Origin of the sequence: Citrobacter sp. XY323, assembly GCF_025106035.1 — a bacterium.
Lineage (GTDB): Bacteria > Pseudomonadota > Gammaproteobacteria > Enterobacterales > Enterobacteriaceae > Citrobacter > Citrobacter braakii.
This window is the reverse complement of record NZ_JANYUK010000013.1, coordinates 119739-144605: the sequence shown is the minus strand read 5'-3', so window position 1 is coordinate 144605 and position 24867 is coordinate 119739. Positions and strand designations below refer to the sequence as shown.

At 52.6% G+C, this 24867-nt stretch carries 21 protein-coding genes; 8 read left to right on the top strand and 13 right to left on the bottom strand.

The annotated features are described in order from the left end of the window. Window positions 1-80: 80 nt before the first annotated feature. Together N0B36_RS18110 and N0B36_RS18105 are read left to right on the top strand one after the other, a co-directional pair. Entirely contained in the window at window positions 81-635 is a 555-nt protein-coding gene (locus tag N0B36_RS18110) for a GNAT family N-acetyltransferase (protein WP_200052005.1), read from the top strand. A 71-nt stretch (window positions 636-706) separates the two neighbouring features. Then, the gene (locus N0B36_RS18105) at window positions 707-1057 is read left to right on the top strand and encodes a glycoside hydrolase family protein (RefSeq protein ID WP_259688778.1); all 351 of its coding nucleotides are present in this window, start codon (window positions 707-709) and stop codon (window positions 1055-1057) included. A gap of 18 nt (window positions 1058-1075) precedes the next feature. Here the strand turns inward: N0B36_RS18105 and N0B36_RS18100 are convergent, their stop codons facing one another. Both N0B36_RS18100 and N0B36_RS18095 read right to left on the bottom strand, forming a co-directional pair. Further along, entirely contained in the window at window positions 1076-1678 is a 603-nt protein-coding gene (locus N0B36_RS18100; protein ID WP_016154889.1) for a response regulator transcription factor, read from the bottom strand. 548 nt (window positions 1679-2226) lie between these two features. After that, complete coding sequence (locus tag N0B36_RS18095; RefSeq protein ID WP_259688777.1) at window positions 2227-2985, bottom strand: SDR family NAD(P)-dependent oxidoreductase; 759 nt, start codon at window positions 2983-2985, stop codon at window positions 2227-2229. A gap of 119 nt (window positions 2986-3104) precedes the next feature. Between N0B36_RS18095 and N0B36_RS18090 the strand changes: the two genes are divergently transcribed. From N0B36_RS18090 to N0B36_RS18080, 3 genes are all read left to right on the top strand, one after another. Then, complete coding sequence (locus N0B36_RS18090; RefSeq protein ID WP_049283134.1) at window positions 3105-4004, top strand: LysR family transcriptional regulator; 900 nt, start codon at window positions 3105-3107, stop codon at window positions 4002-4004. Window positions 4005-4051: 47 nt separating this feature from the next. Then, entirely contained in the window at window positions 4052-5080 is a 1029-nt protein-coding gene (gene yhjD, locus N0B36_RS18085; RefSeq protein WP_016154892.1) for an inner membrane protein YhjD, read from the top strand. Window positions 5081-5374: 294 nt separating this feature from the next. After that, window positions 5375-6697, top strand: coding sequence for an MFS transporter (locus N0B36_RS18080; RefSeq protein ID WP_003023312.1), 1323 nt, complete (start codon window positions 5375-5377; stop codon window positions 6695-6697). A 93-nt stretch (window positions 6698-6790) separates the two neighbouring features. On the opposite strand, the gene N0B36_RS18075 is transcribed toward N0B36_RS18080, so the two are convergent. Then, on the bottom strand, window positions 6791-8851 hold the full coding sequence (locus N0B36_RS18075; protein ID WP_181629636.1) for an AsmA family protein: 2061 nt from the start codon (window positions 8849-8851) through the stop codon (window positions 6791-6793). Window positions 8852-8928: 77 nt separating this feature from the next. Then, complete coding sequence (pdeH, locus tag N0B36_RS18070; protein WP_047415877.1) at window positions 8929-9696, bottom strand: cyclic-guanylate-specific phosphodiesterase; 768 nt, start codon at window positions 9694-9696, stop codon at window positions 8929-8931. 230 nt (window positions 9697-9926) lie between these two features. Between pdeH and N0B36_RS18065 the strand changes: the two genes are divergently transcribed. Next, the gene (locus N0B36_RS18065) at window positions 9927-10856 is read left to right on the top strand and encodes a sugar kinase (protein ID WP_016157709.1); all 930 of its coding nucleotides are present in this window, start codon (window positions 9927-9929) and stop codon (window positions 10854-10856) included. Between the two features lie 64 nt (window positions 10857-10920). Here the strand turns inward: N0B36_RS18065 and N0B36_RS18060 are convergent, their stop codons facing one another. From N0B36_RS18060 to N0B36_RS18045, 4 genes are all read right to left on the bottom strand, one after another. Further along, window positions 10921-12414 carry a pitrilysin family protein gene (locus N0B36_RS18060; protein WP_259688776.1) on the bottom strand — a complete coding sequence of 498 codons (1494 nt, stop codon included), beginning with the start codon at window positions 12412-12414 and terminating at the stop codon, window positions 10921-10923. 222 nt (window positions 12415-12636) lie between these two features. Further along, window positions 12637-13923: a C4-dicarboxylate transporter DctC gene (dctA, locus tag N0B36_RS18055; protein WP_003023301.1), complete on the bottom strand. Its 1287-nt coding sequence runs from the start codon at window positions 13921-13923 to the stop codon at window positions 12637-12639. A 157-nt stretch (window positions 13924-14080) separates the two neighbouring features. After that, entirely contained in the window at window positions 14081-16087 is a 2007-nt protein-coding gene (gene hmsP / locus N0B36_RS18050; protein WP_032931922.1) for a biofilm formation regulator HmsP, read from the bottom strand. Between the two features lie 226 nt (window positions 16088-16313). Then, window positions 16314-16421, bottom strand: a complete 108-nt coding sequence (locus N0B36_RS18045; protein WP_016154898.1) for a type I toxin-antitoxin system toxin Ldr family protein — start codon at window positions 16419-16421, stop codon at window positions 16314-16316. Between the two features lie 425 nt (window positions 16422-16846). Between N0B36_RS18045 and megL the strand changes: the two genes are divergently transcribed. Then, complete coding sequence (gene megL / locus N0B36_RS18040; protein ID WP_003023295.1) at window positions 16847-18043, top strand: methionine gamma-lyase; 1197 nt, start codon at window positions 16847-16849, stop codon at window positions 18041-18043. 117 nt (window positions 18044-18160) lie between these two features. After that, window positions 18161-19459 (top strand): amino acid permease, encoded by a 1299-nt coding sequence (locus tag N0B36_RS18035; RefSeq protein ID WP_103283339.1) that lies wholly within the window; start codon window positions 18161-18163, stop codon window positions 19457-19459. Window positions 19460-19492: 33 nt separating this feature from the next. On the opposite strand, the gene N0B36_RS18030 is transcribed toward N0B36_RS18035, so the two are convergent. The 5 genes from N0B36_RS18030 to dppB all read right to left on the bottom strand — a co-directional run bounded on the left by N0B36_RS18030 (window position 19493) and on the right by dppB (window position 24798). After that, window positions 19493-20695 (bottom strand): sigma-54-dependent Fis family transcriptional regulator, encoded by a 1203-nt coding sequence (locus N0B36_RS18030; protein WP_016154900.1) that lies wholly within the window; start codon window positions 20693-20695, stop codon window positions 19493-19495. A gap of 176 nt (window positions 20696-20871) precedes the next feature. Next, complete coding sequence (dppF, locus tag N0B36_RS18025; protein ID WP_003827418.1) at window positions 20872-21876, bottom strand: dipeptide ABC transporter ATP-binding subunit DppF; 1005 nt, start codon at window positions 21874-21876, stop codon at window positions 20872-20874. Beyond that, entirely contained in the window at window positions 21873-22856 is a 984-nt protein-coding gene (gene dppD, locus N0B36_RS18020) for a dipeptide ABC transporter ATP-binding protein (protein ID WP_019078085.1), read from the bottom strand. The genes dppF and dppD overlap by 4 nt, the downstream gene beginning before the upstream one ends. A 10-nt stretch (window positions 22857-22866) precedes the next feature. Then, complete coding sequence (gene dppC, locus N0B36_RS18015; protein ID WP_016154902.1) at window positions 22867-23769, bottom strand: dipeptide ABC transporter permease DppC; 903 nt, start codon at window positions 23767-23769, stop codon at window positions 22867-22869. A 9-nt stretch (window positions 23770-23778) separates the two neighbouring features. Next, complete coding sequence (gene dppB / locus N0B36_RS18010) at window positions 23779-24798, bottom strand: dipeptide ABC transporter permease DppB (RefSeq protein ID WP_016154903.1); 1020 nt, start codon at window positions 24796-24798, stop codon at window positions 23779-23781. Window positions 24799-24867: the final 69 nt, after the last annotated feature.

Genomic DNA, 24867 nt, shown 5'->3' with positions numbered 1-24867 from the left:
AAAACACATTCATATAGCAAATAAATATGTTTTACAGTGACTTCCACACAATCATTGAAAATTATTCTGGAGATAAGCCTGTGCCTGTACTGAAAACCTCGCGTTTGATCTGCCGCCCGCTCACACATGACGACTGGGCGTTTTTCTTAACGTTACAGAAGAACGCAGATGTGATGCGCTTTGTCGCTGACTCGCGTACCGAAGAGGAGATACGGACAGTCTTTGACTCCCGCTTGCCTGAATGGTCTCCCGGCAGTCCACACTGGCTGTGCCTGGTCCTGTGCGATAAGGCATCGGGCGTACCGCTTGGGGTAACCGGATATATTCAGGATAAAAATGAATGTGCCGAGGTCGGCTTTCTGCTCACTCCCGAGGCGCAGGGCAAAGGTTATGGCGCTGAATCCCTGCATGCCGTTTGCGAGTATGCGTTTACCGCCGGAGGACTACGCCGACTGACGGCCTGCGTCACCGCAGGAAACGATGCCTCACGGCGTCTACTGGAAAAGGTCGGGTTCATTCTCGAAGGCACGCTGCGAGAAAGCTACTGGCTACATCAAACCTGGCATGATGACTGGATTTTCGGCCTGTTAAAACAGGAATATCAGCCGCCCGCGCCATCAGGCGTTTTGCTGTAAAAAATGGCTGGATGGCGGCTGGCGTAACGGGGTGTGTTTCTTAAAATAGGTCTCTTTGTACAGAGATTATTATGCCGCTGCATTCGACGCCTTTCACGCCCGCCTGTATCGCATTTATTAAGCAATGGCAGGGCCTGTCGCTGGAAAAGTATCAGGACAAAAAGGGGATCTGGGTCATTGGCTACGGGCACGAAATCACCGCAGATGAATCCTTTGATGCCCCAATTATGCTGATGCAGGCCGAAACATTGCTGCTCGCGGATATAAATATCTGCGAGGCATTCATCCATAAGGAAATGCCGCAAATACAAGATCGGTTTCAACAGGAAGCGTTAATTGCATGGATGCTCAGCGTGGGGATTAGCCGGTTTTGCACTGCTGAATTCTGGCCGATGGCTATTTCACAGCCAGAAACAGTCTGACTGTGAAATATTTTCCCATTATAGGGTGTCGTTTAGCATCATTGCCGCCTGCGTACGGTTTTTTACCTCCAGGCGCTGATACAGCGATTCAAGATGGGCTTTTACCGTTCCGGTGCTGATATTTAATAATCGACCAATTTGTTTATTAGATTCCCCGGCGGCCAGCATCGTCAGAATCTCCCGCTGACGCGCGCTGAGCAATCTGATATTTTGCCCGCCACATTCGGTCGCTGTGATGCAATCTCTGGGGATAAACATCATACCTATCGCGACGCTATTGAGTGCCAGCGTGAAGGTTTCCGCATCAGAATCGCGCGGAACAATGGCCAGCACGTTTAATTGCGTGACTTCCTGTAGCCATTTTTTACGGCAGTCCGTTGCGGTTACCAGCACTTTTACCTTCGCAAAGCGCTCTGCTATCTGTTGCAGCAAGCTACGGCAGAACTCAGCGTCAAAATCTCCATCCAGCATTACCAGTGCATCAGGATTGTCTTCCAGCGTCCGCCAAAGATCATCTGCCTGACTGACACCCTGAACATTCACTCCTGGAATACGCTCTTGCAAAATTACATTCATTCCATGAATAAATATTGACTGCCTGTCAAACATTATTAACTGCATTATTTATCTCCGTCTGAATAAGATATTAGCCTTAACACGCGGAAGGGTATTATCCGAGGGGCAAAATATGAAGTCACCATTTGGCGGAGGCCATTTTACCGATAGACGGAGAAGAAAGAAGCAGACGTTATAAATAGTTACAGCTGAAACCAAAGAATCACACAAAGGATCAAAATCGGGGTCAAATATTCAGAAATTCCTTAATGTTTGATGTTCAAACCTGGATTACTAATATTAATAACCCGGAGTTTATATTCTTAGCTAAAAATAAGGAACTCACGATAACAGACAAATATGTTACAAAACAAAATATCGCATTAAATGATCATTCGGGCATGAGAATGGGGAGGTGATCATGGTTTCTGATGCAACAAATCCACTCCCGAAGAAGAATGAACTCTTCAGAACGTTTATCCCCGATCTCTTTCAGCACCGCTGATCGCGGTATCAGATTCCAAATAATACCGGCAAACGCCACCAGCTATATTTTGACTTCTGATGGCGCGCCAGTTTTCGATTACTCAAAAGGCTAAGTAAGAGGCTGTCGATTACAGGAACATCCCGCCAGAGACTTCGATACGCTGTGACGTCATCCAGGCCAGCTCATCGCTGAGCAACGCAGCAATGGCGTCGCCAATATCGTCCGGTAACCCAACACGCCCCAGCGCCGTCTGCGATGCAATGTAGGCATTCAATTGCGCATTATCCCGCACGTTTCCGCCGCTAAAATCCGTCTCGATTGCCCCAGGCGCAATAATATTCGCCGTAATGCCGCGCTCTCCCAGCTCCTTCGCCTGGTAACGGGTTAACACCTCCATCGCCCCTTTCATGGCAGCGTAAGCGCTGTAACCCGGTAGCGCAAAGCGCGACAATCCGGTCGAGACATTAAGAATGCGTCCGCCGTTGTTGATCAGCGCCAGCAGGTTCTGTGTCAGGAAAAAAGGTCCTTTAAAATGGATGTCCAAAAGCTGGTCAAATTGCGCTTCAGTGAACGCCGGATAAGGCGCGTTAATGCCAACTCCGGCATTGTTCAATAAATAATCAAAGGTGTCGCTTTGCCAGTGCGTTTGTAGGGTTTCCTGCACCTGTTTGACAAACTGAGGGAAAGTGGAAATATTTCCGACGTTCAACGGTAATGCTACAGCTTTACCGCCAGATTGGCGAATTTCATCCACAACCTGCTGCGCTTCTTTTTCATTGCTGTTCCACGTCAGGATGACACCAATGCCTTTACTCGCCAGCTTTAGCGCCGCGTTTTTACCGAGTCCACGGCCGCCGCCGGTCACCAATGCGATACGTTGCGTCATAAGAAACCTCATTTCAGGTGTTGTGAAGATTGAGACAAAGCTTATTAGGTGGTAGAAAAACAATAAATACCGCTTACTGCGCATTACTGTTTCGTTTAGAACAACAATAGGGCATGAGAATGGATAAAATTCACGCAATGCAGTTGTTCATCCGCGTCGCAGAACTGGAGAGCTTTTCGCGCGCGGCAGACACCCTCGGACTTCCTAAAGGTAGCGTATCGCGCCAGATCCAGGCCCTGGAAAATCATCTGGGCACACAGTTGTTGCACCGCACAACCCGCCGCGTTCAGCTCACGCAAGACGGCATGATCTATTACGAACGAGCGAAAGATTTGTTGAGCAATCTCGATGAACTGGATGGGCTATTCCATCACGACCCGACCAGCATCAGCGGCAAGCTGCGCGTCGATATGCCGGTTGGTGTGGCGAGAAATCTGGTGATGCCCCGTTTACCGGCCTTCTTGCATCAGTATCCGGGGCTTGAGCTCGAACTTAGCAGCAGCGACCGCCTGGTGGACTTGATCCGCGAAGGCTTCGACTGTGTGGTACGCGTGGGAACGCTGAAAGATTCAGGGCTGATTGCGCGCCCGCTGGGGAAACTCACGCAGATTAACTGCGCCAGCCCGCAATACCTCGCCCGCTTTGGTTATCCGGAAAGCCTGGAGGATTTAGCCTCGCATGCGGTGGTGCACTACTCAGTCAATTTGGGAACGCGTGCGCAAGGCTTTGAAGTGGCGACAGACAACGGTGCTAAATGGGTTAAAACCGGCGGCATGCTGACGGTGAACAGTACCGAAACGTATCATGCGGCATGTCTTGCCGGTCTGGGCATTATTCAGGTACCGCGCGTGGGCGTGCGTGATGCCCTGCGCGCCGGTACGCTGATTGAAGTATTGCCGCAATATCGCGCCGAACCATTACCGGTTTCATTGCTCTATCCGCATCGCCGTAACCTCTCCCGCCGCGTACATCTGTTTATGGAATGGCTGACCGGCGTGATGAAAGACTATGTGGACTGACAAGCTATACTGTCCTGAGAATGAACAGAACAAGGATTACTGCCCTGATGACGCAGGAAAAAGAGATTAAACGCCCCATTCAGGAACTTGAGCACGCACCAATCCCAAAAATTGAGACCCTGGAGCGTAAGAATACAGAAACCAACGGTAAGACCAACCAGGCGCTGAAAACCGCCCTGACCTTCGCCGATAAAATTCAACGCCAGCCCATGATTGCCCATCTGATTCGCGCCGCGGAGAGATTTAACGATCGTATGGGAAATCAGTTTGGCGCCGCCATTACCTACTTCTCGTTTCTGTCGATGATCCCTATCCTGATGGTGTCGTTTGCCGCCGCGGGTTTTATTCTCGCTTCGCACCCTACGCTGTTGCAGGATATCTTCAGCAAAATCCTGCTCAACGTCAGCGATCCGACGCTCGCCTCCACGCTGAAAAACACCATCAATACCGCCGTTCAGCAACGAACCACCGTCGGTCTGGTGGGTCTTGCCATCGCGCTCTATTCCGGAATTAACTGGATGGGAAACCTGCGCGAAGCTATTCGTGCCCAGTCGCGGGATGTCTGGGAGCGGACCCCACAGGATCAGGAAAAAATTTGGGTCAAATATCTGCGTGATTTTGTCTCATTGATTGGCTTACTGATTGCGCTGATTGTTACGCTGTCCATTACCTCCATCGCCGGTTCCGCCCAGCAGATGATTATCTCTGCGCTGTATCTCGACGGCATCGAATGGCTGAAGCCCGCCTGGCGGCTGATCGGCCTGACCATCTCTATTTTCGCCAACTACTTGCTGTTCTTCTGGATTTTCTGGCGGCTACCGCGTCACCGACCGCGCAAAAAAGCGCTCATTCGCGGCACGTTTATCGCAGCACTGGGGTTTGAAGTCATCAAAATGATCATGACGTACACGCTGCCATCACTGGTGCAATCGCCGTCAGGCGCGGCGTTTGGTTCCGTACTTGGACTGATGGCGTTCTTCTACTTCTTCGCCCGTCTGACTCTGTTTTGCGCTGCCTGGATTGCCACAGCAGAATACAAAGACGACCCGCGTATGCCGGGGAAAACCCACCGCTAATCTTTGTTAACTGCCGGATAACGCTGCGCTTATCCGGCCAACCCAATGCTTACGTCGAAATTCTGCGCATTATCAGAATTAAAATCCAGCCCGTAACTTTTGTTTAACCAAAAACCAGTTTTATCATCCAAGTTTTAAATTATGTGAAGCATTTCATGGAAGTGAAATCTCCAGCCTAAAAATTATCCCCTTTTTGCTCTGTTTTTGACCGAACGAAAGGTTTGTTACAGATTGAAATGTCTCTTTTGCTGTGCGTAATATGACCTTTCGTTCGACCAAAAATAAGAAAATATTATGCAAGCAACAGCCACAACGCTCGACAACGAACAGGAACACACCCCGGTCAACTCGCGCAATAAAGTTGTCGTCGCCTCACTCATTGGCACTGCCATTGAGTTCTTCGACTTCTATATCTACGCCACCGCCGCGGTGATCGTGTTCCCCCATATCTTCTTCCCGCAGGGGGATCCGACCGCGGCAACGCTGCAGTCCCTTGCCACCTTTGCTATCGCCTTTGTGGCACGGCCTATCGGTTCTGCTGTGTTCGGGCATTTTGGCGATCGCGTAGGGCGTAAAGTCACGCTGGTTGCCTCACTGCTCACTATGGGGATCTCGACGGTTGTCATTGGCCTGCTGCCGGGCTATGAAACTATCGGTATTTTCGCCCCGCTGCTGCTGGCGCTGGCGCGTTTTGGTCAGGGTTTAGGACTGGGCGGTGAATGGGGCGGCGCGGCGTTACTGGCGACGGAAAACGCACCGCCGCGTAAACGCGCGCTGTACGGATCATTCCCGCAGTTGGGCGCACCTATCGGCTTCTTCTTCGCCAACGGCACTTTCCTGCTGCTCTCCTGGCTGCTGACCGACGAACAGTTTATGAGCTGGGGCTGGCGCGTACCGTTCATCTTCTCTGCGGTGCTGGTGATTATCGGTCTGTACGTTCGCGTTTCGCTGCATGAATCCCCGGTCTTTGCCAAAGTGGCTGCGGCGAAAAAACAGGTGAAAATCCCGCTGGGTACCCTGCTGACAAAACATGTCCGCGTGACGATCCTCGGCACGTTCATCATGCTGGCGACCTATACGCTGTTCTATATCATGACCGTCTATTCCATGACGTTCAGCACCGCCGCGGCGCCTGTAGGGCTTGGCCTGCCGCGTAATGAAGTGTTGTGGATGCTGATGATGGCGGTTATTGGCTTTGGCGTCATGGTGCCGGTGGCGGGCCTGCTGGCCGATGCGTTTGGTCGTCGCAAGAGCATGCTCATCATCACCACGCTTATTATTCTGTTTGCGCTGTTTGCCTTTAAACCGCTGCTCGGCTCTGGCAATCCGGTGCTGGTGTTCGCCTTCCTGTTGCTTGGTTTGAGCCTGATGGGTTTGACATTTGGTCCGATGGGCGCGCTACTGCCGGAGCTGTTCCCGACCGAAGTGCGCTACACGGGGGCGTCGTTCTCGTACAACGTTTCGTCGATTCTTGGTGCTTCCGTTGCCCCTTACATTGCCGCATGGCTGCAGGCGAATTACGGCCTGGCGGCGGTCGGTACGTATCTGGCATCAATGGCGGCGTTAACGCTGATTGCGCTGCTGTTAACCCACGAAACCCGCCATCAGTCATTGTGATTTTTTGGCTGTAACCACCGTCTGCGGCCTACGTTGAGCATGAAATGTAGGCCGCAGAAGTGAAGCGTTAGCGCCATCCGACAACGGCAAAAATCACTTCTTCATTTGCGACAAAATGGTCCGGCATTGATTAGCGTCCCCTTCAGAAGGTGAAATCAGCGCCAGCAAGGCCGCCGCGGGCGTCACCAACGTTGCCAGCGCGGCAGCAACCGCACCGCGCGCAATCAGCGGCCCAGCCTTCACGCCGGCCTGCGGATTCTTAAAGGTGCCGCGAACATACAGCGGCGAACGCAGGGTAATAATACGAATGCCTTTGCTCTCCGGATCGATGGTTAAATCCAGTTGCTCCGACGCAAAACTCGCCGTACCAGTGACATTAATGACCGCGTTTTCCGTGTCGAAGGCAAAAATCTGCGGGCGGGCTACGCCGTTAACAATATCCAGATTCGCCGCCGCGCAGTTTACCCGCACCTCGTCATCACCAAATATCTGTCCAACAAGATAGTTGCCCAGATTCAAGCCAACAATTTCCATCAGATTCCGGCTGATCAAACCGTCGTTCATCAGCAGCTTCAGGTTGCCGTTGCTGTTACCAAGCAGCGCCGCTACCGAGTTTCCGCTCCCGCTAAACCTGGCGTCACCGTTCATTTCACCGAGCGTTTTCTGCATCAGCTCCACATCCGGCATCAGCGCTTTTAGCTTCAGGCGGCGAGCCTGGATGTCCGCCTGCCCCCGCATCGGCTTTTTATCCCCTTCCAGATGGATGCTGGAGACAATGCTGCCTCCCGCGAGGCCAAATTTCAGCGGCTGCAGGCGCAGGTCGGCATTTTTCAGGATGATATGGGTGGAGAGATCGCTGATTGGCAGGCTACTGCCGTGCTCAATACGCCGTCCTTTGAAACGTACGTCAGCGTCCATCACGTTCCATTTGTCGGTTTCAAAACGGTCATACGGCAAGACCTTGTCCGCGGGCTGGACGCTCTTCTCACCTTTGCGCTGTTCAGATTGTTTGGCCCGCTCGGCCCCTTTGCCTGAATCCACACCGATCAGCGGCCCCAAATCAGCCAGCCTCAGTTGGCGTGACTCAACATCCCCTTTCAGCATTGGGCGCGGCTTACCGGTGGTATAGGCCAGCGTTCCGTGAATATCGCTGTCGCCAATTCGGCCATTGAAATCGCGGTAATCAAAAACAGAGGATTTTTCCGGGTCAATTTTCGCGACCAGATGTCCGTCGGTTTCAAACGGCGGCGTATCCGGGAGCAGCACGCCGGTCAAATCGTACAAATCCCCTAGCGAATCTCCCGAGAATTTAAGCCGCAGATCCGCCCCGCCCATATTCATCGGATCGTTTATCGTACCGATAAACGCCACACGCGTATTACCCGAACGGAAATCAGCCTGAATCGGGAAAGGGGTTCCTTCACCGCGCAGCGCCAGCATTCCGCCTATTTTCCCGCTACCGCTTAGCGGTTCGCCGTTATATCGGCCTTGCGCTTTCAGGCCAAACACGTAGTCCTCAATGTGGGCGTTGCTCTCTTTACTTTTTGCGCCAGTCACTTCGCTAAAGGGCAACGGCTTACCCAGCGGATCGACCAGGATCTCAATCTCTGACTTCGTCACCTTATCGTTAATGGCGATGCGACCTTGGTCGAACAGAATGTTATCCAGCCGGAAAGACCAGGCTGATGGCGGCGCATTGGGATCGCGGTTTTCATCCCCTGCCAGATTAAAGGTCCAGTTATTGTTTTTCTCCGACAGGCGGATAAGCCGCGCATCGGGTTTTACCAGCTTGATCCACGGGAGCCAGACGGTTTTTGTCAGCAATGCCAGTGGGGCGAGCGTGGCTTCAACTCGCGGGAGATGCACCATGGTGACGTCAGGAATGTCCGGCGGGTTGCCGAGGATGATATCCTCAGCATGAACATGCGGCCACGGAACCCAGCTACGCCAGCCGGTTTCCTGTTTTTGGCGTTCCCAAACCACGCCCAGGTCACCCCGTATGGCGAAGGGACGGTTGAGTTCTGTAGAGACTTTCTGGTTGATGGTCGGTTTGAGCCGGTTCCAGTCAAATGTCGCAATCACGATGATGAGTACGACGATCAACAACAAGAAAACCCCTATTACTGAAGTGGTTATTTTGCCTGTTCTCGTCATGTTTAACCTCCTTACTTTCTTCCTTGCCTGTCCTAAAGATAGTCCAGCAGAGGGAAAGGAGGCGTTCTACATCCTTATCAAAGCGACAGAATTACGTCTTCAAGGGTATCCAGAGGCACTGGACGAGAGAGAAAATAGCCTTGCGCAGCGAAAGCCGGTGAGTTTTGTACATCACGCCACTCTTCCAGCGTTTCAACGCCTTCGACAATCACACCGCGGCAATAGCGGTTCATCAGCTGTAACAGCAGCGTAAAGAGATTGCGGCCCTCCGGCGTCTGGCGCAGCATGACAAACAGATCCCGCGCCACTTTGATATAGTCGTAACTCACTTCGCTCAGAGCCGAGAAGTTTGCCATTCCGGTACCAAAATCATCCAGCCAGAGCGGGCCAAACTCGCACATTGAGGCGAACGACGATCCCTTCGGCAAGCGGATATGCTCCACCAGTTCAAAGCGCAGCCACGGCAGACATTCGATGATTTTCAGGATTTCGGGATCCTGGCGCATTGCAATCAGCGTTGGCCCGTCGACATTCACGGATGCCAGCAGATCGTTGGCTTTGAAAAACGCCCCTTTTTGTTCAAGCTGTACAAGCTGCTCTTTCACCACATCTACACGATGTCGTACGGCCACTTCGGCGAAATAGCGGTCTGGCGCGATACGTTGGGAGGGGTTTTCAGGATGGCTCACGACGGTCAGCAGCTCAACGGCCATCAGCCGTCCGTTGGTCTGATAAATCGGCTGGTATGTGTAAGCACGCTCGCACTGCAGCCAATAGCGTCTCTCCTGCAAGTTTTCAATACTCGCATCGAGCGTAATTAGCTGCTGGGTAACCTGCTTTATCATCTGAGATGTCCTGTAAATAAGAGTGTGACTGACCGGACTCGTCAAAGGTTATCGGCGCTCAGGCGAAGAACTTTACGTTCAGCCCTACGCAAAATAGAAACTAAGCGGCAAAAAACGACGCAGAACACGTGCTGGCTCAAAAAAATAATGGAACGATGTTTTAATATAGTTGACCACTTAACACCCACAGCGCACACTAACGCTAATTTTTTTCAGAGCAGGTTACGACTATGTCCAGAAAGATTGCCGTGATTGGCGAATGCATGATTGAGCTGTCACAGAAAGGCGCTGACGTTCAGCGCGGATTCGGTGGCGACACGTTGAATACATCCGTTTATATCGCCCGTCAGGTCGATGCTGCGGCACTTTCCGTACACTATGTGACTGCGCTGGGTACCGACAGTTTTAGCCAACAAATGCTGGAATCCTGGCAGAGCGAAAATGTGGATACCTCATTAACCCAACGCATGGAAAACCGCCTGCCGGGCCTCTATTACATTGAAACCGATAGCACCGGCGAGCGCACCTTCTATTACTGGCGTAATGAAGCCGCCGCAAAATTCTGGCTTGAGAGCGAACAGTCCGCCGCTATTTGCGAAGAACTGGCGACATTTGACTATCTGTATCTGAGCGGAATCAGCCTGGCTATTTTAAGCCCGGCAAGTCGTGACAAGCTGCTGTCGCTGCTGCAAGAATGCCGTGCCAACGGTGGAAAGGTCATTTTTGACAATAACTACCGCCCACGTCTGTGGAGCAGTAAAGAAGAGACCCAGCAGGTGTATCAGCAGATGCTGGAATGCACCGATATCGCGTTCCTGACGCTGGATGATGAAGACGCGCTGTGGGGTGAAAAACCGGTTGCCGAGGTGATTGCCCGTACTCACGCGGCTGGCGTACAGGAAGTGGTTGTGAAACGCGGTGCAGATTCTTGCCTGGTTTCGATCGCAGGCGAAGAACTCATCGACGTTCCGGCCGTAAAACTGCCGAAAGAGAAGGTTATCGATACGACCGCTGCGGGAGACTCCTTCAGCGCCGGGTATCTGGCGGTACGTCTGACCGGTGGCGATGCCGCTGATGCCGCAAAACGCGGCCACCTGACGGCAAGCACCGTTATTCAGCATCGCGGGGCGATTATTCCTCGCGACGCCATGCCGCAATAATCTGACGTTCTGGCAAGCCGGATTAGACGTTAACGTCGCGTCCGGCCTGCAGGTCACGATTCCCTTATTGTACCGGCGGGATGTCCGTCACTTCAGAATGTGATTCATCCGTTTCTACCGACGTTGCCGCGGCGGTAACCGGCGCCATAATGCTATCCCACGTCGCCTGCAGATCCTTCATATTGAATTCAGGCTCACCCTTCGGCTGCAACAGAATTAACGCCATATCTTGCGACAGTTGCTGACGCAGGTCCTGATTCAGCATCTCAACACTCAGGTTGTTCAAGAAGCTCTGACGTAAACGCTGATACTGTTCAGGCGCAATATCTACGACCTGGTTTTGCAGCGAGCGCAAACGCTGGCTGATCAAAATATCGGTATCGGTGCGACCATAGGTGGCAAACAGCTTCTGCAGTTCCAGATTCTTTTGCGCCACCAGCGCATTAAACTCTTCTTCCGGCAGCCCCTTATCGCGCACTTTGGCCAGCTCACGCGCAACCGTGCTGAGGTTCGCGTTCAGCTTACCGTTCGGTGATTCAACGTTAATGGCACATTGCGCGCGCAGGAACAGCACCCGACAGTCAAAGCCAAGGCCAATGTCTTTGGCATTGTTTTTGGTGAGTTCCTGCTGAATGTGCCAGAACAACGCTTCACGGGCTAAATCAGCGCGCCAGTAACGTAACAGCGCGGCAGATTCACGGATCGGCTGCCACGGCGTATCCCACATAATAGACAGGCGATCCTGACGTACCGCATCGGTCATTATGCTTACGGCCTCTGCACGCAGCGGAGAGAGCGTGGGTACCGGCGCAGGCGTTTCACGTTTACCTTTTAATTCGCCAAAGGTTTTATTGATTTGATCAGCCACGCTGCGCGCATCTACGTTACCGACGATAATCAGCGTCATCGCATCCGGGGTATACCATTTCTGGTAGAAGGACTGGATTTTCGTCGCATCAACAGGCGTTTTCAGCGGATCGGCAGGATCGTGACCCAGCAGCGTCGATCCCTTCAGACGATAGCGCCACCATCCCTCTTTGGTATCTGACGGCCAGGTTGCAACCATATCTTCGCTACTCAGCGCATGATTGACCAATTCAGGGGTGATGCTCAGATTACCGGAAATATTCGCCAGATAAGAAAGTGACTCTTTCAGCAGATCGTTGCGGCTGTTAGGCAGACTGAGGTTATATAGCGTGGAATCATAGGAAACGATAACGGGCGGCATGGGACGACTGGGATCGAACCCCTGCTGCCACAGAGAACGGGCTTGCGTAGCATCGAGGCCACCGCTTTGCGTCAGCGCGATACGCGGGATCGCATGGCTGAAACCACTCTGTTGTGTACTTTCGGTGAGTGAACCGGTATTGACCAGCAGGCGAACCTCAATACGGTCGCTGGGGCGCTGGGGAGTGGCTAAGACTTGCCACTGTAACCCATTTGCCAGCGTGCCCTGTTGCCACGCCGGGTCAGGCTGGAGCGCATCTGCCTGCACATAGCCGGCAGTGGCCATCATCAGCAAGCCGCCCGCTAAAAGTCGAATTTTTGTGCCCTGCATGTGAACCCCTGATCAACTATCCTGGAAATAAAAAGACAGCCCGCGAGAGGACTCTCTGAATATGACGTTAAAAACACTTCGTGTTAGACCGCAAGAACATAAAAATGTCACGGAGGAAGTGAAAAAATCCCGACGCCGCCGAATCGGCGGTTTCAGGCACAGGGGTTAATTATGCGCAAACGCCCGCAGTCCTGGAAGGGACTACGGGCATAAGTGGAGAGATTAAGAGGATATTTCGTGCGTTTTGCCATCCGGCGCACGATTATTCAGCACATCATCCAGCTTTTTATGGTCCAGTTCTTTCACCCATTTCGCTACTACAACAGTTGCCACACCGTTACCGACCAGGTTAGTCAGCGCACGGGCTTCAGACATAAAGCGGTCAATACCGAGAATCAGCGCCAGGCCAGCAACCGGTAAATGGCCCACAGCGGAGATAGTCGCGGCCAGAACAATGAAGCCACTCCCGGTCACACCCGCAGCACCTTTTGAAGAGAGCAGGAGCACCACCAGCAGGGTTATCTGATGGAAGATATCCATATGGCTGTTGGTGGCCTGAGCGATAAACACCGCCGCCATCGTCAGATAGATTGATGTCCCATCAAGGTTAAACGAGTAGCCCGTGGGTATAACCAACCCGACAACCGACTTGCGACAGCCCAGTTTTTCCATCTTATCGAGCATACGCGGCAGCGCGGACTCGGAAGAAGAGGTGCCCAGAACGATCAGCAGTTCTTCACGGATATAGCGGATGAATTTGAAAATGCTGAAGCCGGTTGCGCGCGCAATCGAGCCCAACACCACAACCACAAACAGAATACAGGTGATGTAGAAACAGATGATCAACTGACCCAACTGCACCAGCGTCCCGACGCCATATTTACCGATGGTAAAGGCCATGGCACCGAAAGCACCGATCGGCGCCAGGCGCATGATCATGTTGATGATGCCAAAAATAACCTGCGAGAAGCTTTCAATCACGTTGAAAATCATCTGGCCTTTGCTACCTAAACGATGCAGCGCAAAACCAAACATAACCGCAAACAGCAATACCTGCAGGATGTTACCACTGGCGAACGCGCCAATGACGCTACCCGGGATAATATCCATCAGGAAGCCTACGATCCCCTGGTCTTTTGCCTGTTCGGCGTAAATCGCAACCGCTTTGGCATCCAGCGTCGCCGGATCGACGTTCATACCGGCACCGGGTTGCACCACGTTGACGATGATAAGGCCGATGATCAGCGCAATCGTACTGACAATTTCAAAATAAAGCAGTGCAACCGCACCGGTGCGGCCTACGGCTTTCATACTTTCCATGCCTGCAATGCCGGTCACGACAGTACAGAAGATGACAGGTGCGATGACCATTTTGATGAGCTTAACGAAAGCATCACCAAGTGGCTTCATTTGGGCGCCTAATTCAGGGTAGTAATGGCCAAGGAGGATACCTATGGCAATTGCTGTCAGGACCTGAAAGTAAAGGCTTTTGAATATAGAGGTTTTCATAGGGTGTCCTTAAAGTAAAAACCACAGGTCTTGTAAGGTTTTGTTTAACCTGCGGCCTTAAAGTAACACCCACACAACATGACAGAAATGCGGCTGGATCATAATTGATACAGAAATGTTAAAAATTTTGAGCTGGCTCGCACAAGCGAGACCTTTTTTAACTTTTGTAATCAGCGTTTTTCGGCGTCAGATAACGTTCTTCGAAGATATTCGCCGGAACCGGCCGGGCAAACAGGAACCCTTGTGCCACTTCTACCCCCGCTTGTGATAACCATTCGCGTTGCGCTTCGGTTTCGACGCCCTCAGCGATCATCTGCAAATTGAGGCTATGTGCTAACTGAATGATGGCGGAGATCATGCTGCAATCTTCAGGGACGCCATCGACAAACATCTTATCGATTTTGAGTACATCCACCGGGAGCGACTTCATGTGCTGCAGCTGCCGCAGACCCGCATAGCCCATACCAAAATCGTCCAGCGCGATACGCACACCCGCGTTGCGCAGCGGGCGTAAAATAGCCACAGCGGCGTTAGGATCATCAATATGCCGGCTTTCGGTCACTTCCAGAATCAACGTCCCAGGCTTGATGCGATAGCGGTTTAGCAACTCCAGCAGATCCGACACCATACTCGGATGCATCAGCTGTAGCGCAGACAGGTTCACCGAGAGCGGCAGCATCAGGCCGCGTTCCTGCCAGGCTGACAGCTGGCGGCATGTCTCCTCCAGCACCCAGTAACCGACCGTCACCATCAGGCCACAGGACTCAATCCTGTCGATTAACCCTTCTGGCAGTTCCCAGCTTCCGTCTGGCTGCTGCATTCGCAATAATGCTTCTGCGCTCAATACCTTACCGCTGGACATCTCCACCTGCGGCTGCATCCAGAGCGCAAACTGATGGTTATCCAGCGCGGTAAGAATATCGTTCTCTTCCGTCAAACGCTGTTGCGCCTCTTCCATCTGCAACGGGTCAAAGAACTGAATCCGGTTTTTACCCTTGTGACGCGACGTTAACACGGCTGAGAGTGCGCGGTGGTAAAGCTGTTCTGCGGTCAAATCGCCATTAAACATCGCCACCCCAATGTTGCAGGTTGGACGGAGTTGAATGCCCTGAATCGGTAATCGCTCGTTAACGATAGTGAGTACTTGCTGACCTAGCGTAATAGCGTGCCAGGGTTCTTTCACACCATGTGCGATGATGGCAAAGTCATAGCCGCTCACCTGGGTAAGCACCATTCTGGGGGCCAATACTGACTTCAGCTTTTCAACCAGCGTAAGCAGCAGGATTTCCCGCTGGGTCTCGGATAACACACCCGCGGTATCACGCAGGGTTTCGCAGGTGACAATCATCAACGCCGTTGTCTGCTGGCGGTTCACAACCTGCTCCAGCAGCGCCATCAGAAACGACTTGTTGGGCAGCTCAGAAACCGGGAACCGCATTGAATGGTCGCTTTGCTCTTCACTGCGGCGCTGAATCAGTTGCTGATTGAGGTTATAGCTACGCACCAGCAGGCCAATCTCGTCGTCCTGATGCAGACGCGGCAATGCCAGCTGATAGCCAATCAGATCCTGCTGGGGAATGTCGTTCAGCTCACGCGCTATTTTACGTAATGGATGCAAAATCAATCTGTTAATACACCATGAGATGGCTACCGTGAGTATTAACGAGAGAAGTAAGTAAATGGTCACTAACGTGGAGAGCGTACTCATCACGAACTTGTACATACGGTACGAATCCGCCTGCAGCACCAGATACGCCAGCGGTTGCGGATTCGCTGAACGCTCAAGAGAATAGACCGGCAGCGAAATTTGTACCGGAAGTTCAAACAGGCGAGTCACCGTAACCGGAACCGGGCGTTCAGGAATAAAGCTCATCCGCAGCGCCTGAAACTGATTGGGAAGCACCACATCGGCGCGACTGACCACGCCTGCAGGTCGAATACTTCTTAAAATAGCTTCTGCTTCGGGAATATCCCCTTTCAGGATCGTGCCCGACAGAGGCTCACGGACGGAGCGAGCGATACTTTCCAGTTGCGTAGCCGTGTTGTAGCGATTCTGCTGGACCAGATGGAACAACAAAACGGTGCAAAAAATAAACACAAACACCATGACAACGGCCGCAACCATTGCCATCTGCTTAATTGTTAACGAGCGACTGACACGCAAACTGACTCTCCACGGATAGACGAAACTGCCGTCAGAGTATACCCGATCGTAGCGGTATTAAGAGAGGCGGTATCTGAAAACTTCCCAGCATGCATTATCCCGACAGGATAGGCACCTGGCGACGAGATTTATCCGCATTTAAGCCGAAAAAGGCCGCAAGGTTTCCCCCTGCGGCCTGGTTCGGGCGCATGTTGCCATCACGGCAGACAGACGCCCGCAAGGTGCATTACTTCCTGTTACGCAGCCAGCTCACAATCAGGCTGGCAATAATGCCAGCGATGATCGGAGCCGCTAAATCGTGCCAGAAGGCCACGCCTAACTGTGCGAGCGTCATATAGCCGCCTGTGTTGCAATGGCAACTGTTCGCGGCTATTCTTAACTTGTCTGGAGTCAAGTTAGCCCCCGTCTTGTTGCCTGGTTTATACCTAACAACGTGCGGGGGTTTTCTCTTTCCAGCAACCGATGCCGCCGGGGATCAAGCCCCCGCAACATTGCGCCTCACCGGGAATTCCCGGCTTGCCGCTGATTCTACGGTAGCCCACTTGCCATATCACTGCGCAATACGCGGCTCTGCGTAGCGCCTCGCATTTCACCTGTTTTCGCACCATTACGCTGGAAAGATTCTTGCCAGTTGGCAACATTCCTGCCGCTCCTCAATACAGAAAAAGACATATCTCATTGATATCTATACTTTCATTTTCTGGCACAGCGATTGCTATTTGACTGTGAGCTGTTCTGTTCCGAATCAAAGGAGATATCATGTCTGACTGTCGTACTTACGGATTCAACACCCAGATCGTTCACGCGGGGCAACAACCCGACCCTTCTACTGGCGCGCTCAGTACGCCTATTTTCCAGACTTCAACGTTTGTTTTTGACAGCGCCGAACAAGGTGCCGCCCGCTTTGCGCTCGAGGAGTCCGGGTACATTTACACCCGTTTGGGTAACCCCACCACCGATGCGCTGGAGAAAAAGCTGGCGGTACTGGAAAGAGGTGAAGCCGGGCTGGCAACCGCATCCGGTATTTCTGCCATCACCACCACGCTGCTGACGTTGTGCCAACAGGGCGACCATATCGTTTCCGCCAGCGCGATTTACGGCTGCACCCACGCGTTTTTGTCGCACAGCATGCCGAAGTTTGGGATTAACGTCAGCTTCGTCGATGCGGCAAAGCCTGAAGAAATCCGCGCCGCCATGCGCCCGGAAACCAAAGTAGTGTATATCGAAACGCCCGCTAACCCGACGCTGTCGCTGGTCGACATTGAAACGGTAGCCGGTATCGCCCATCAACAAGGCGCATTGCTGGTGGTGGATAACACCTTTATGTCACCGTACTGCCAGCAGCCTTTACAGTTAGGCGCGGATATTGTGGTGCACAGCGTCACTAAATATATCAACGGTCACGGAGACGTGATTGGCGGCATCATTGTTGGTAAGCAGGAGTTTATTGACCAGGCGCGGTTTGTTGGTCTGAAAGATATCACCGGCGGCTGCATGAGTCCTTTCAACGCGTGGCTGACGCTACGCGGCGTTAAAACACTGGGCATACGTATGGAACGCCACTGTGAAAACGCATTGAAAATCGCCCGCTTCCTCGAGGGGCATCCATCCATTACCCGCGTTTATTATCCTGGCTTGTCTTCACACCCGCAGTATGAGCTGGGCCAGCGGCAGATGAGCCTGCCAGGAGGAATTATCAGCTTCGAAATTGCCGGCGGCCTCGAGGCTGGCAGACGGATGATCAATTCTGTAGAATTGTGCCTCCTCGCGGTCAGTCTCGGTGATACCGAAACCCTCATTCAGCACCCAGCGTCTATGACACATTCGCCCGTTGCGCCAGAGGAACGGCTTAAAGCAGGTATTACCGACGGGCTTATCCGTCTTTCTGTGGGTCTTGAAGATCCAGAAGATATTATTAACGACCTTGAACACGCCATCAGAAAGGCAACATTCTGACCATTATGACCTGAACCGACGCCGATCGGTTCAGGTTGTTGAGAATCAAGGCACAACAGTCTGGTAATACGCGCAATCCTGTTTCGGGGAGTGCGCGTATTTTGGGCAGGGGGTTCTATGCAGGACGACACATTACAACTAAGCAACAATACAGCAACCACCGTACCATTCTCAAAGAAAATACCGTTTACGAAATATGACTTTGGCTGGGTATTACTGTGTATCGGTATGGCAATTGGTGCCGGAACGGTACTGATGCCGGTACAAATAGGCTTAACAGGCATTTGGGTATTTATCGTCGCCTTTATTATTGCCTATCCAGCAACCTATATTGTGCAGGATATTTATTTAAAAACATTATCAGAAAGTGAAACTTGTAATGACTATACCGATATTATCAGTCATTACCTGGGAAAAAACTGGGGTGTATTTCTTGGCGTCATCTATTTTTTGATGATTATTCACGGCATATTTATCTATTCCTTATCCGTGGTTTTTGACAGTGCCTCATATATCAAAACCTTCGGCTTAACCGATGCCGATCTTTCACAATCGATAATCTATAAAGTGGCCATTTTTGCCGTGCTGGTGGCCATTGCTTCCGGGGGAGAAAAGCTGCTGTTTAAAATCTCCGGCCCGATGGTGGTAGTCAAAGTGGGGATCATCATCGTGTTTGGTTTTGCGATGGTTCCGCACTGGAACTTCGCTAATATCAGCGCATTCCCTGAAGCATCGGTCTTCTTTCGCGACGTGCTGCTGACCATCCCGTTCTGCTTCTTCTCGGCGGTGTTTATTCAGGTGTTGAACCCAATGAACATCGCCTACCGCAAGCGGGTAGCGGACCGGGTTCTGGCCACCCGCATGGCAATACGCACGCATCGCATCAGTTACATTACGCTGATTGCGGTCATTCTGTTTTTCTCATTCTCTTTTACCTTTTCTATTAGTCATGAAGAGGCCGTTTCGGCCTTCGAACAAAATATTTCCGCACTGGCGCTGGCAGCGCAAGTCATTCCTGGGCAAATTATTCATATCACCTCAACGGTGCTAAATATCTTCGCCGTATTAACCGCATTCTTTGGTATTTATCTGGGGTTCCACGAGGCGATTAAGGGTATTATTCTTAATGTTCTGAGCCGTATTATTGATGTGGAGAAAATTAATCCCCTGGTGCTTACGCTGGGTATTTGCACCTTTATTGTTATCACCCTGGTGATCTGGGTGTCATTTCGTGTATCGGTACTGGTGTTCTTCCAGTTGGGTAGCCCACTTTACGGGATTGTGTCCTGTATTATTCCGTTTTTCCTGATCTATAAAGTAACGCAACTGGAAAAACTACGCGGGCTGAAAACCTGGCTAATCCTGTTGTACGGGATCCTGCTGTGCCTGTCGCCATTATTGAAGCTGATTGACTAATCCGTTTACAGCGCCGTCAGTCACTGACGGCGCTTAACTCACACTCTCCAGTTGATAGCTGCGAATTTTATTCAGTACCGTGGTATGTGACACCCCCAGCGCTTTAGCGATATGCCGCGACGACACATTCTCTTCCACCATCTGTTCAATAAGCTGGCGTTCAGCACACAAAACCTGTTCTTTAAAAGGACGCTCTGTCGGCGTCAGCTCAACGGCAGGCAAATTCACCATCCCTAATTCTTCCCGCGTAATGACGTCGGATTCCGCCATCAGCATCAGGCGAATGATGGTATTTTCCAGTTCGCGAACGTTTCCCGGCCAGGTGTGATGATGCAGGGCATCAAAGCAGGCTTTATCCAGAATGATCCGTCGTTGGAATTCCTTCGCGTATTTCTGCACAAAGTGGCGAATCAATAGGCTGATATCCTGCGGGCGCTCCCGCAGGGGCGGAATGGTCAGTGAAAGTACATTGATGCGGTAATAGAGATCGGCACGCAGCAGACGTTGTTCCACCATCTCTTCCAGATTGGCGTTGGTTGCCACAATAATGCGCACATTGACCGGAATAATTTGCGCCCCGCCAACGCGACGGATCCCGCCATCCTGAAGTACGCGCAGTAATTTAGCCTGTAAGCTCAGCGACATTTCACCAAATTCATCGAGAAAAAGGGTGCCTTTATCGGCCATTTCAAACAGCCCTTTTTTGCCTTTACAATCTGCACCGCTAAAAGCTCCTTTCTCATAGCCAAAGAATTCACTCTCCATCAACGACTCAGGTAGCGCAGAGCAGTTGACCGGAATAAACGGATAAAAACGTCGCTGCCCGGAATTATGGATAGCCCGGGCCAGCAGTTCTTTGCCAGTACCCGTATCGCCGCGGATCAAAACGGTATATTTGCTGTCGGCAATTTTTATCGCCTTTTCGATAAGCGAGTGCATGCTCTGGCTGCTACAAATAATGTCAGAGAAATAGCGCGGGCGTTCCGGCTCAGGCGTTGACAGTTCGCTTATCTCTTCACACAGGTAAGCGACGTTAATAATATCGGCGCGCCGGCCTAAACAGGATTGCACGCAGGAAATATCCTGTAACTGGCGGCACCAGGATTTAATCAGGATCCGTCCAGGCGTGACTTTCATAGAGATGATATTGATATCGCAGCAGGAAAATTCCTTCAGGACATCCTCAACCATCGACAGACGATCAATTGTTTTAATATCCCAGCGTATCGTGACCACATTTGCTCCTGACAGTTAGCAACTGCGAAATAGATATTTCTGTGACGAGAGGAAATCTGACTACATTTTAGACGCTGTGGAATAATGTTCTGCCAGAGGACTCACATTGTGGACGTAAAAACAAAATATAAAAAAACCGGAGCACAAGGCTCCGGTTATCAGGTCATAACCCACGTTTATTGCTGTGGATTTTCATCCTGGTCAACAGCGAAACAGGCCACGAGTTGTCCACCGTAATCCTTCAGCTGCGGCTGAAGCTGGGTACACGGACCAAAACGCCGACGGCAGCGGGCATTGAACGCACAGCCCGGCGGTGGATTCAGCGGGCTTGGCAGCTCACCGGTCAGCTTGATACGCTCGCGGCGATCGTCCGGGTTCAGGCGCGGCGTCGCAGAGAGCAGCGCCTGCGTATACGGATGACGCGGATTATTGAAGATCTGATCCTTCGTTCCTTTTTCCACGCAGCGGCCTAAATACATCACCATCACTTCATCGGCAATGTGCTCTACCACCGACAGGTCATGCGAGATAAAGACGTATGACAGCCCCAGTTCCTGCTGCAAGTCCATCATCAGGTTCAGCACCTGCGCACGAACAGAAACGTCCAGCGCCGAGACCGGTTCGTCGGCGATCACCACGTCTGGATCAAGCATCAGCCCGCGAGCGATGGCAATACGCTGACGCTGACCGCCGGAGAACATGTGCGGATAGCGGTCATAGTGCTCGGTTTTCAGCCCCACTTTCGCCATCATCGCCAGCGCTTTTTCACGACGCTCCTCTTTGCTTAGCGTGGAGTTGATCAGCAGCGGTTCTTCCAGAATCTGCCCTACTTTCTTGCGCGGGTTCAGGGAACCGTAAGGGTTCTGGAACACAATCTGGATTTTCTGCCGGCGCAGCTTCTGCGCCTGCGGGTCGTGCTTAAGCAGATCCTGCCCCTGGTAATACAGCTCGCCGCCGGTCGGGACTTCAATCATCGTCAGCAGGCGACCAAGGGTGGATTTCCCACAGCCCGACTCGCCTACCACCGCCAGCGTTTTGCCGCGTTCCAGCGTAAAGGAGACACCGTCCAGCGCTTTCACCAGGCGTTCCGGGGCGAACATCCCCTTCTTCACCGGGTAGTGTTTTTTCAGGTCAATTGCCTGCAACAGCGGCTGTGGCAAAGCGGCCTTTTGCGTACTCATAGCCCAGGCCTCCCGGCATCATCAAGTGGGTAGTGGCATTTCGACTGACGACCGCCTTCCAGCAGGTTCAGTTCAGGTTCTTCAGCGCGGCATTTGTCGGTCGCATAGGGGCAGCGCGGGTTCAGTAAACAACCGGTCGGGCGGTCATATTTACCTGGCACCACGCCCGGCAACGAAGCCAGACGCGCTTTATCCTGAGCGAACTCCGGCAACGCGCGCAGCAACGCCTGGGTATACGGATGACGCGGCGCGCGGAAAATATCCTGTGCGGCCCCGGTTTCCACGACCTGCCCGGCGTACATCACAATGATCTTGTGCGCCGCTTCAGCCACCAGCGCCAGGTCGTGCGTGATTAAGACCAGAGCCATGTTCTCTTTTTGCTGCAATTCCAGCAGTAGCTCGATGATCTGCGCCTGAATGGTCACATCCAGCGCCGTTGTCGGTTCGTCGGCAATCAACAGCTTTGGACGACAGGCAATCGCCATCGCGATCATCACGCGCTGGCTCATCCCACCAGACAACTGGTGCGGATAGACATCCAGACGCGAGGCCGGATCGGGGATCCCCACCAGCGTCAGCAGGTCAATCGCCCGCTGAATACGCGTTTTTTTGTTGCCGCCCTGGTGCACCTTAATGGCTTCCATAATCTGGTAGCCGACGGTGTAGCACGGGTTAAGGCTGGTCATCGGGTCCTGGAAGATCATCGCCACTTCCGCGCCCACTAACTGGCGACGCTCTTTCTCAGAGATGCGCTTCAGGTCACGGCCATTAAACTCCAGATTTTCGGCCATAACGCGGCCTGGGTAGTCAATCAGTCCCATAATCGCCAGCGAGCTGACGGACTTACCAGAGCCGGACTCCCCTACAATGCCAACCACTTCACCCTGGTTCACGCTGTAACTAATGCGGTCTACGGCACGGAATTCGGACCCCACATCGCCGAAGTGCACCGATAATTTATCTACATTTAATAACGCCATCTCGAACCTCTTACTGCTTCAGTTTGGGATCGAGCGCGTCACGCAGACCGTCACCCATCAGGTTAAATGCCAGCACCGTCAGCAGGATTGCCAGCCCCGGGAAGGTCACGACCCACCAGGCGCTTTGGGCAAATTGCAACACGTCAGAGAGCATGGTGCCCCATTCCGGCGTAGGCGGCTGTGCGCCCATCCCCAGGAAGCCGAGGGCAGCCATATCGAGAATGGCGTTAGAGAAGCCAAGCGACGCCTGAACAATCAGCGGCGCAAGACAGTTAGGAAGAATATTGACGAACATCTGGCGCATCGCACCGGCTCCGGCCACGCGGGATGCGGTAACGTAGTCGCGGTTAACCTCCACCAGGACGGCGGCGCGCGTCAAACGCACATAGTGCGGCAATGCCACGAACGTCAGCGCCAGCGCGGCGTTGCCAATCGAGGGCCCAAATACCGCCACCAGCACCAGCGCCAGTAACAGGCTCGGCAGTGCCAGCATGATATCGACCACACGCATGATGACGTTATCGACAATCCCGCCAAAGTAACCGGCAATCAGCCCGAGAATCACGCCCATCAGCAGGGAGAGCACCACCACCAGACAGCCGACCAACAGAGACAAACGCGCACCGTACATCAGGCGGGACAGCACATCGCGGCCCACATCATCAGTACCAAACAGATGCGCCATGGTACCGCCTTCCTGCCACGCAGGAGGAGCCAGCAGCGTATCGCGGAACTGCTCTGCCGGGTTGTACGGCGCGAGGACGTTGGCAAAGACCGCAATCAGGATCATCACTACAACGTACACCAACCCAACAACCGCACCTTTGTTGCGTTTAAAATAGTGCCAGAACTCCTGCAGCGGGGTCATGGGCACCGGTGCAGCAATAACTTTATTTTCAGTAACCTGTGACATGATGGCCCCTTACTTCCTATGCCGAATACGCGGGTTCACCACGCCGTACAGCAGGTCTACCAGCAGGTTGACGAGGATAATCATCGTCGCGACCAGCAGTACCCCGCCCTGTACCACTGGATAATCACGGCGTTGTAGCGCATCGATCAACCAGCGTCCCAGTCCCGGCCACGAGAAAATAGTCTCGGTCAGGATTGCCCCAGCCAATAACGTACCGACCTGCAGGCCGATAACGGTCACAACGGGCAGCATCGCGTTACGCAGAGCGTGAATGATGATGACGCGCATACGGGTCAGGCCTTTGGCGCGTGCGGTACGAATGTAATCTTCACCCAGTACTTCCAGCATTGATGAACGAGTCATACGCACAATTACCGCCAGAGGAATGGTGCCAAGCACCATTGCCGGCAGGATCATATGCGCCAGCGCATCGATAAAGTTGCCCTCTTCACCCCAAATGGCGGTGTCAATCAGCATAAAACCGGTCAGGGGATTGGAATCATCAAGGAACACCATGTCGCTCACCCGACCGGAAACTGGCGTCAGGTTCCACTGCACGGAAACCAGCATGATCAGCATCATGCCCCACCAGAAAATCGGCATGGAGTAACCCGTCAGCGCCAGGCCAACGGCAGTGTGATCGAAAATGGAGCCGCGCTTAACGGCAGCAAGTACACCCACCGGAATACCCACCGCAACGGCGAAAATCATCGCGCAGACGCCAAGTTCCAGCGTTGCTTTAAAGCGAGGAACGAACTCTTCCCACACCGGTAATCGGCTTTTCAGCGAGATACCTAAATCACCATGCATAACCCCCCAGATATAATGGAGGTACTGCTGCCACATCGGTTTATCCAGACCGAGTTCAGCCAACAGTTGAGCATGACGCTCAGGGGAAATTCCACGCTCACCCGCCATGATCATTACCGGATCGCCGGGGATCATATGAACGAAAGCAAAGGTGAGAAGAGTGATACCGATAAACGTGGGGATGACGAGTCCCAAACGTCGGAGAATGAACTGCAACATAACCCGGATTCTCTCTAATGACGCACGGCCTGGAACCGTGAATCTGTATTGCTCACAAATCTTATCTCC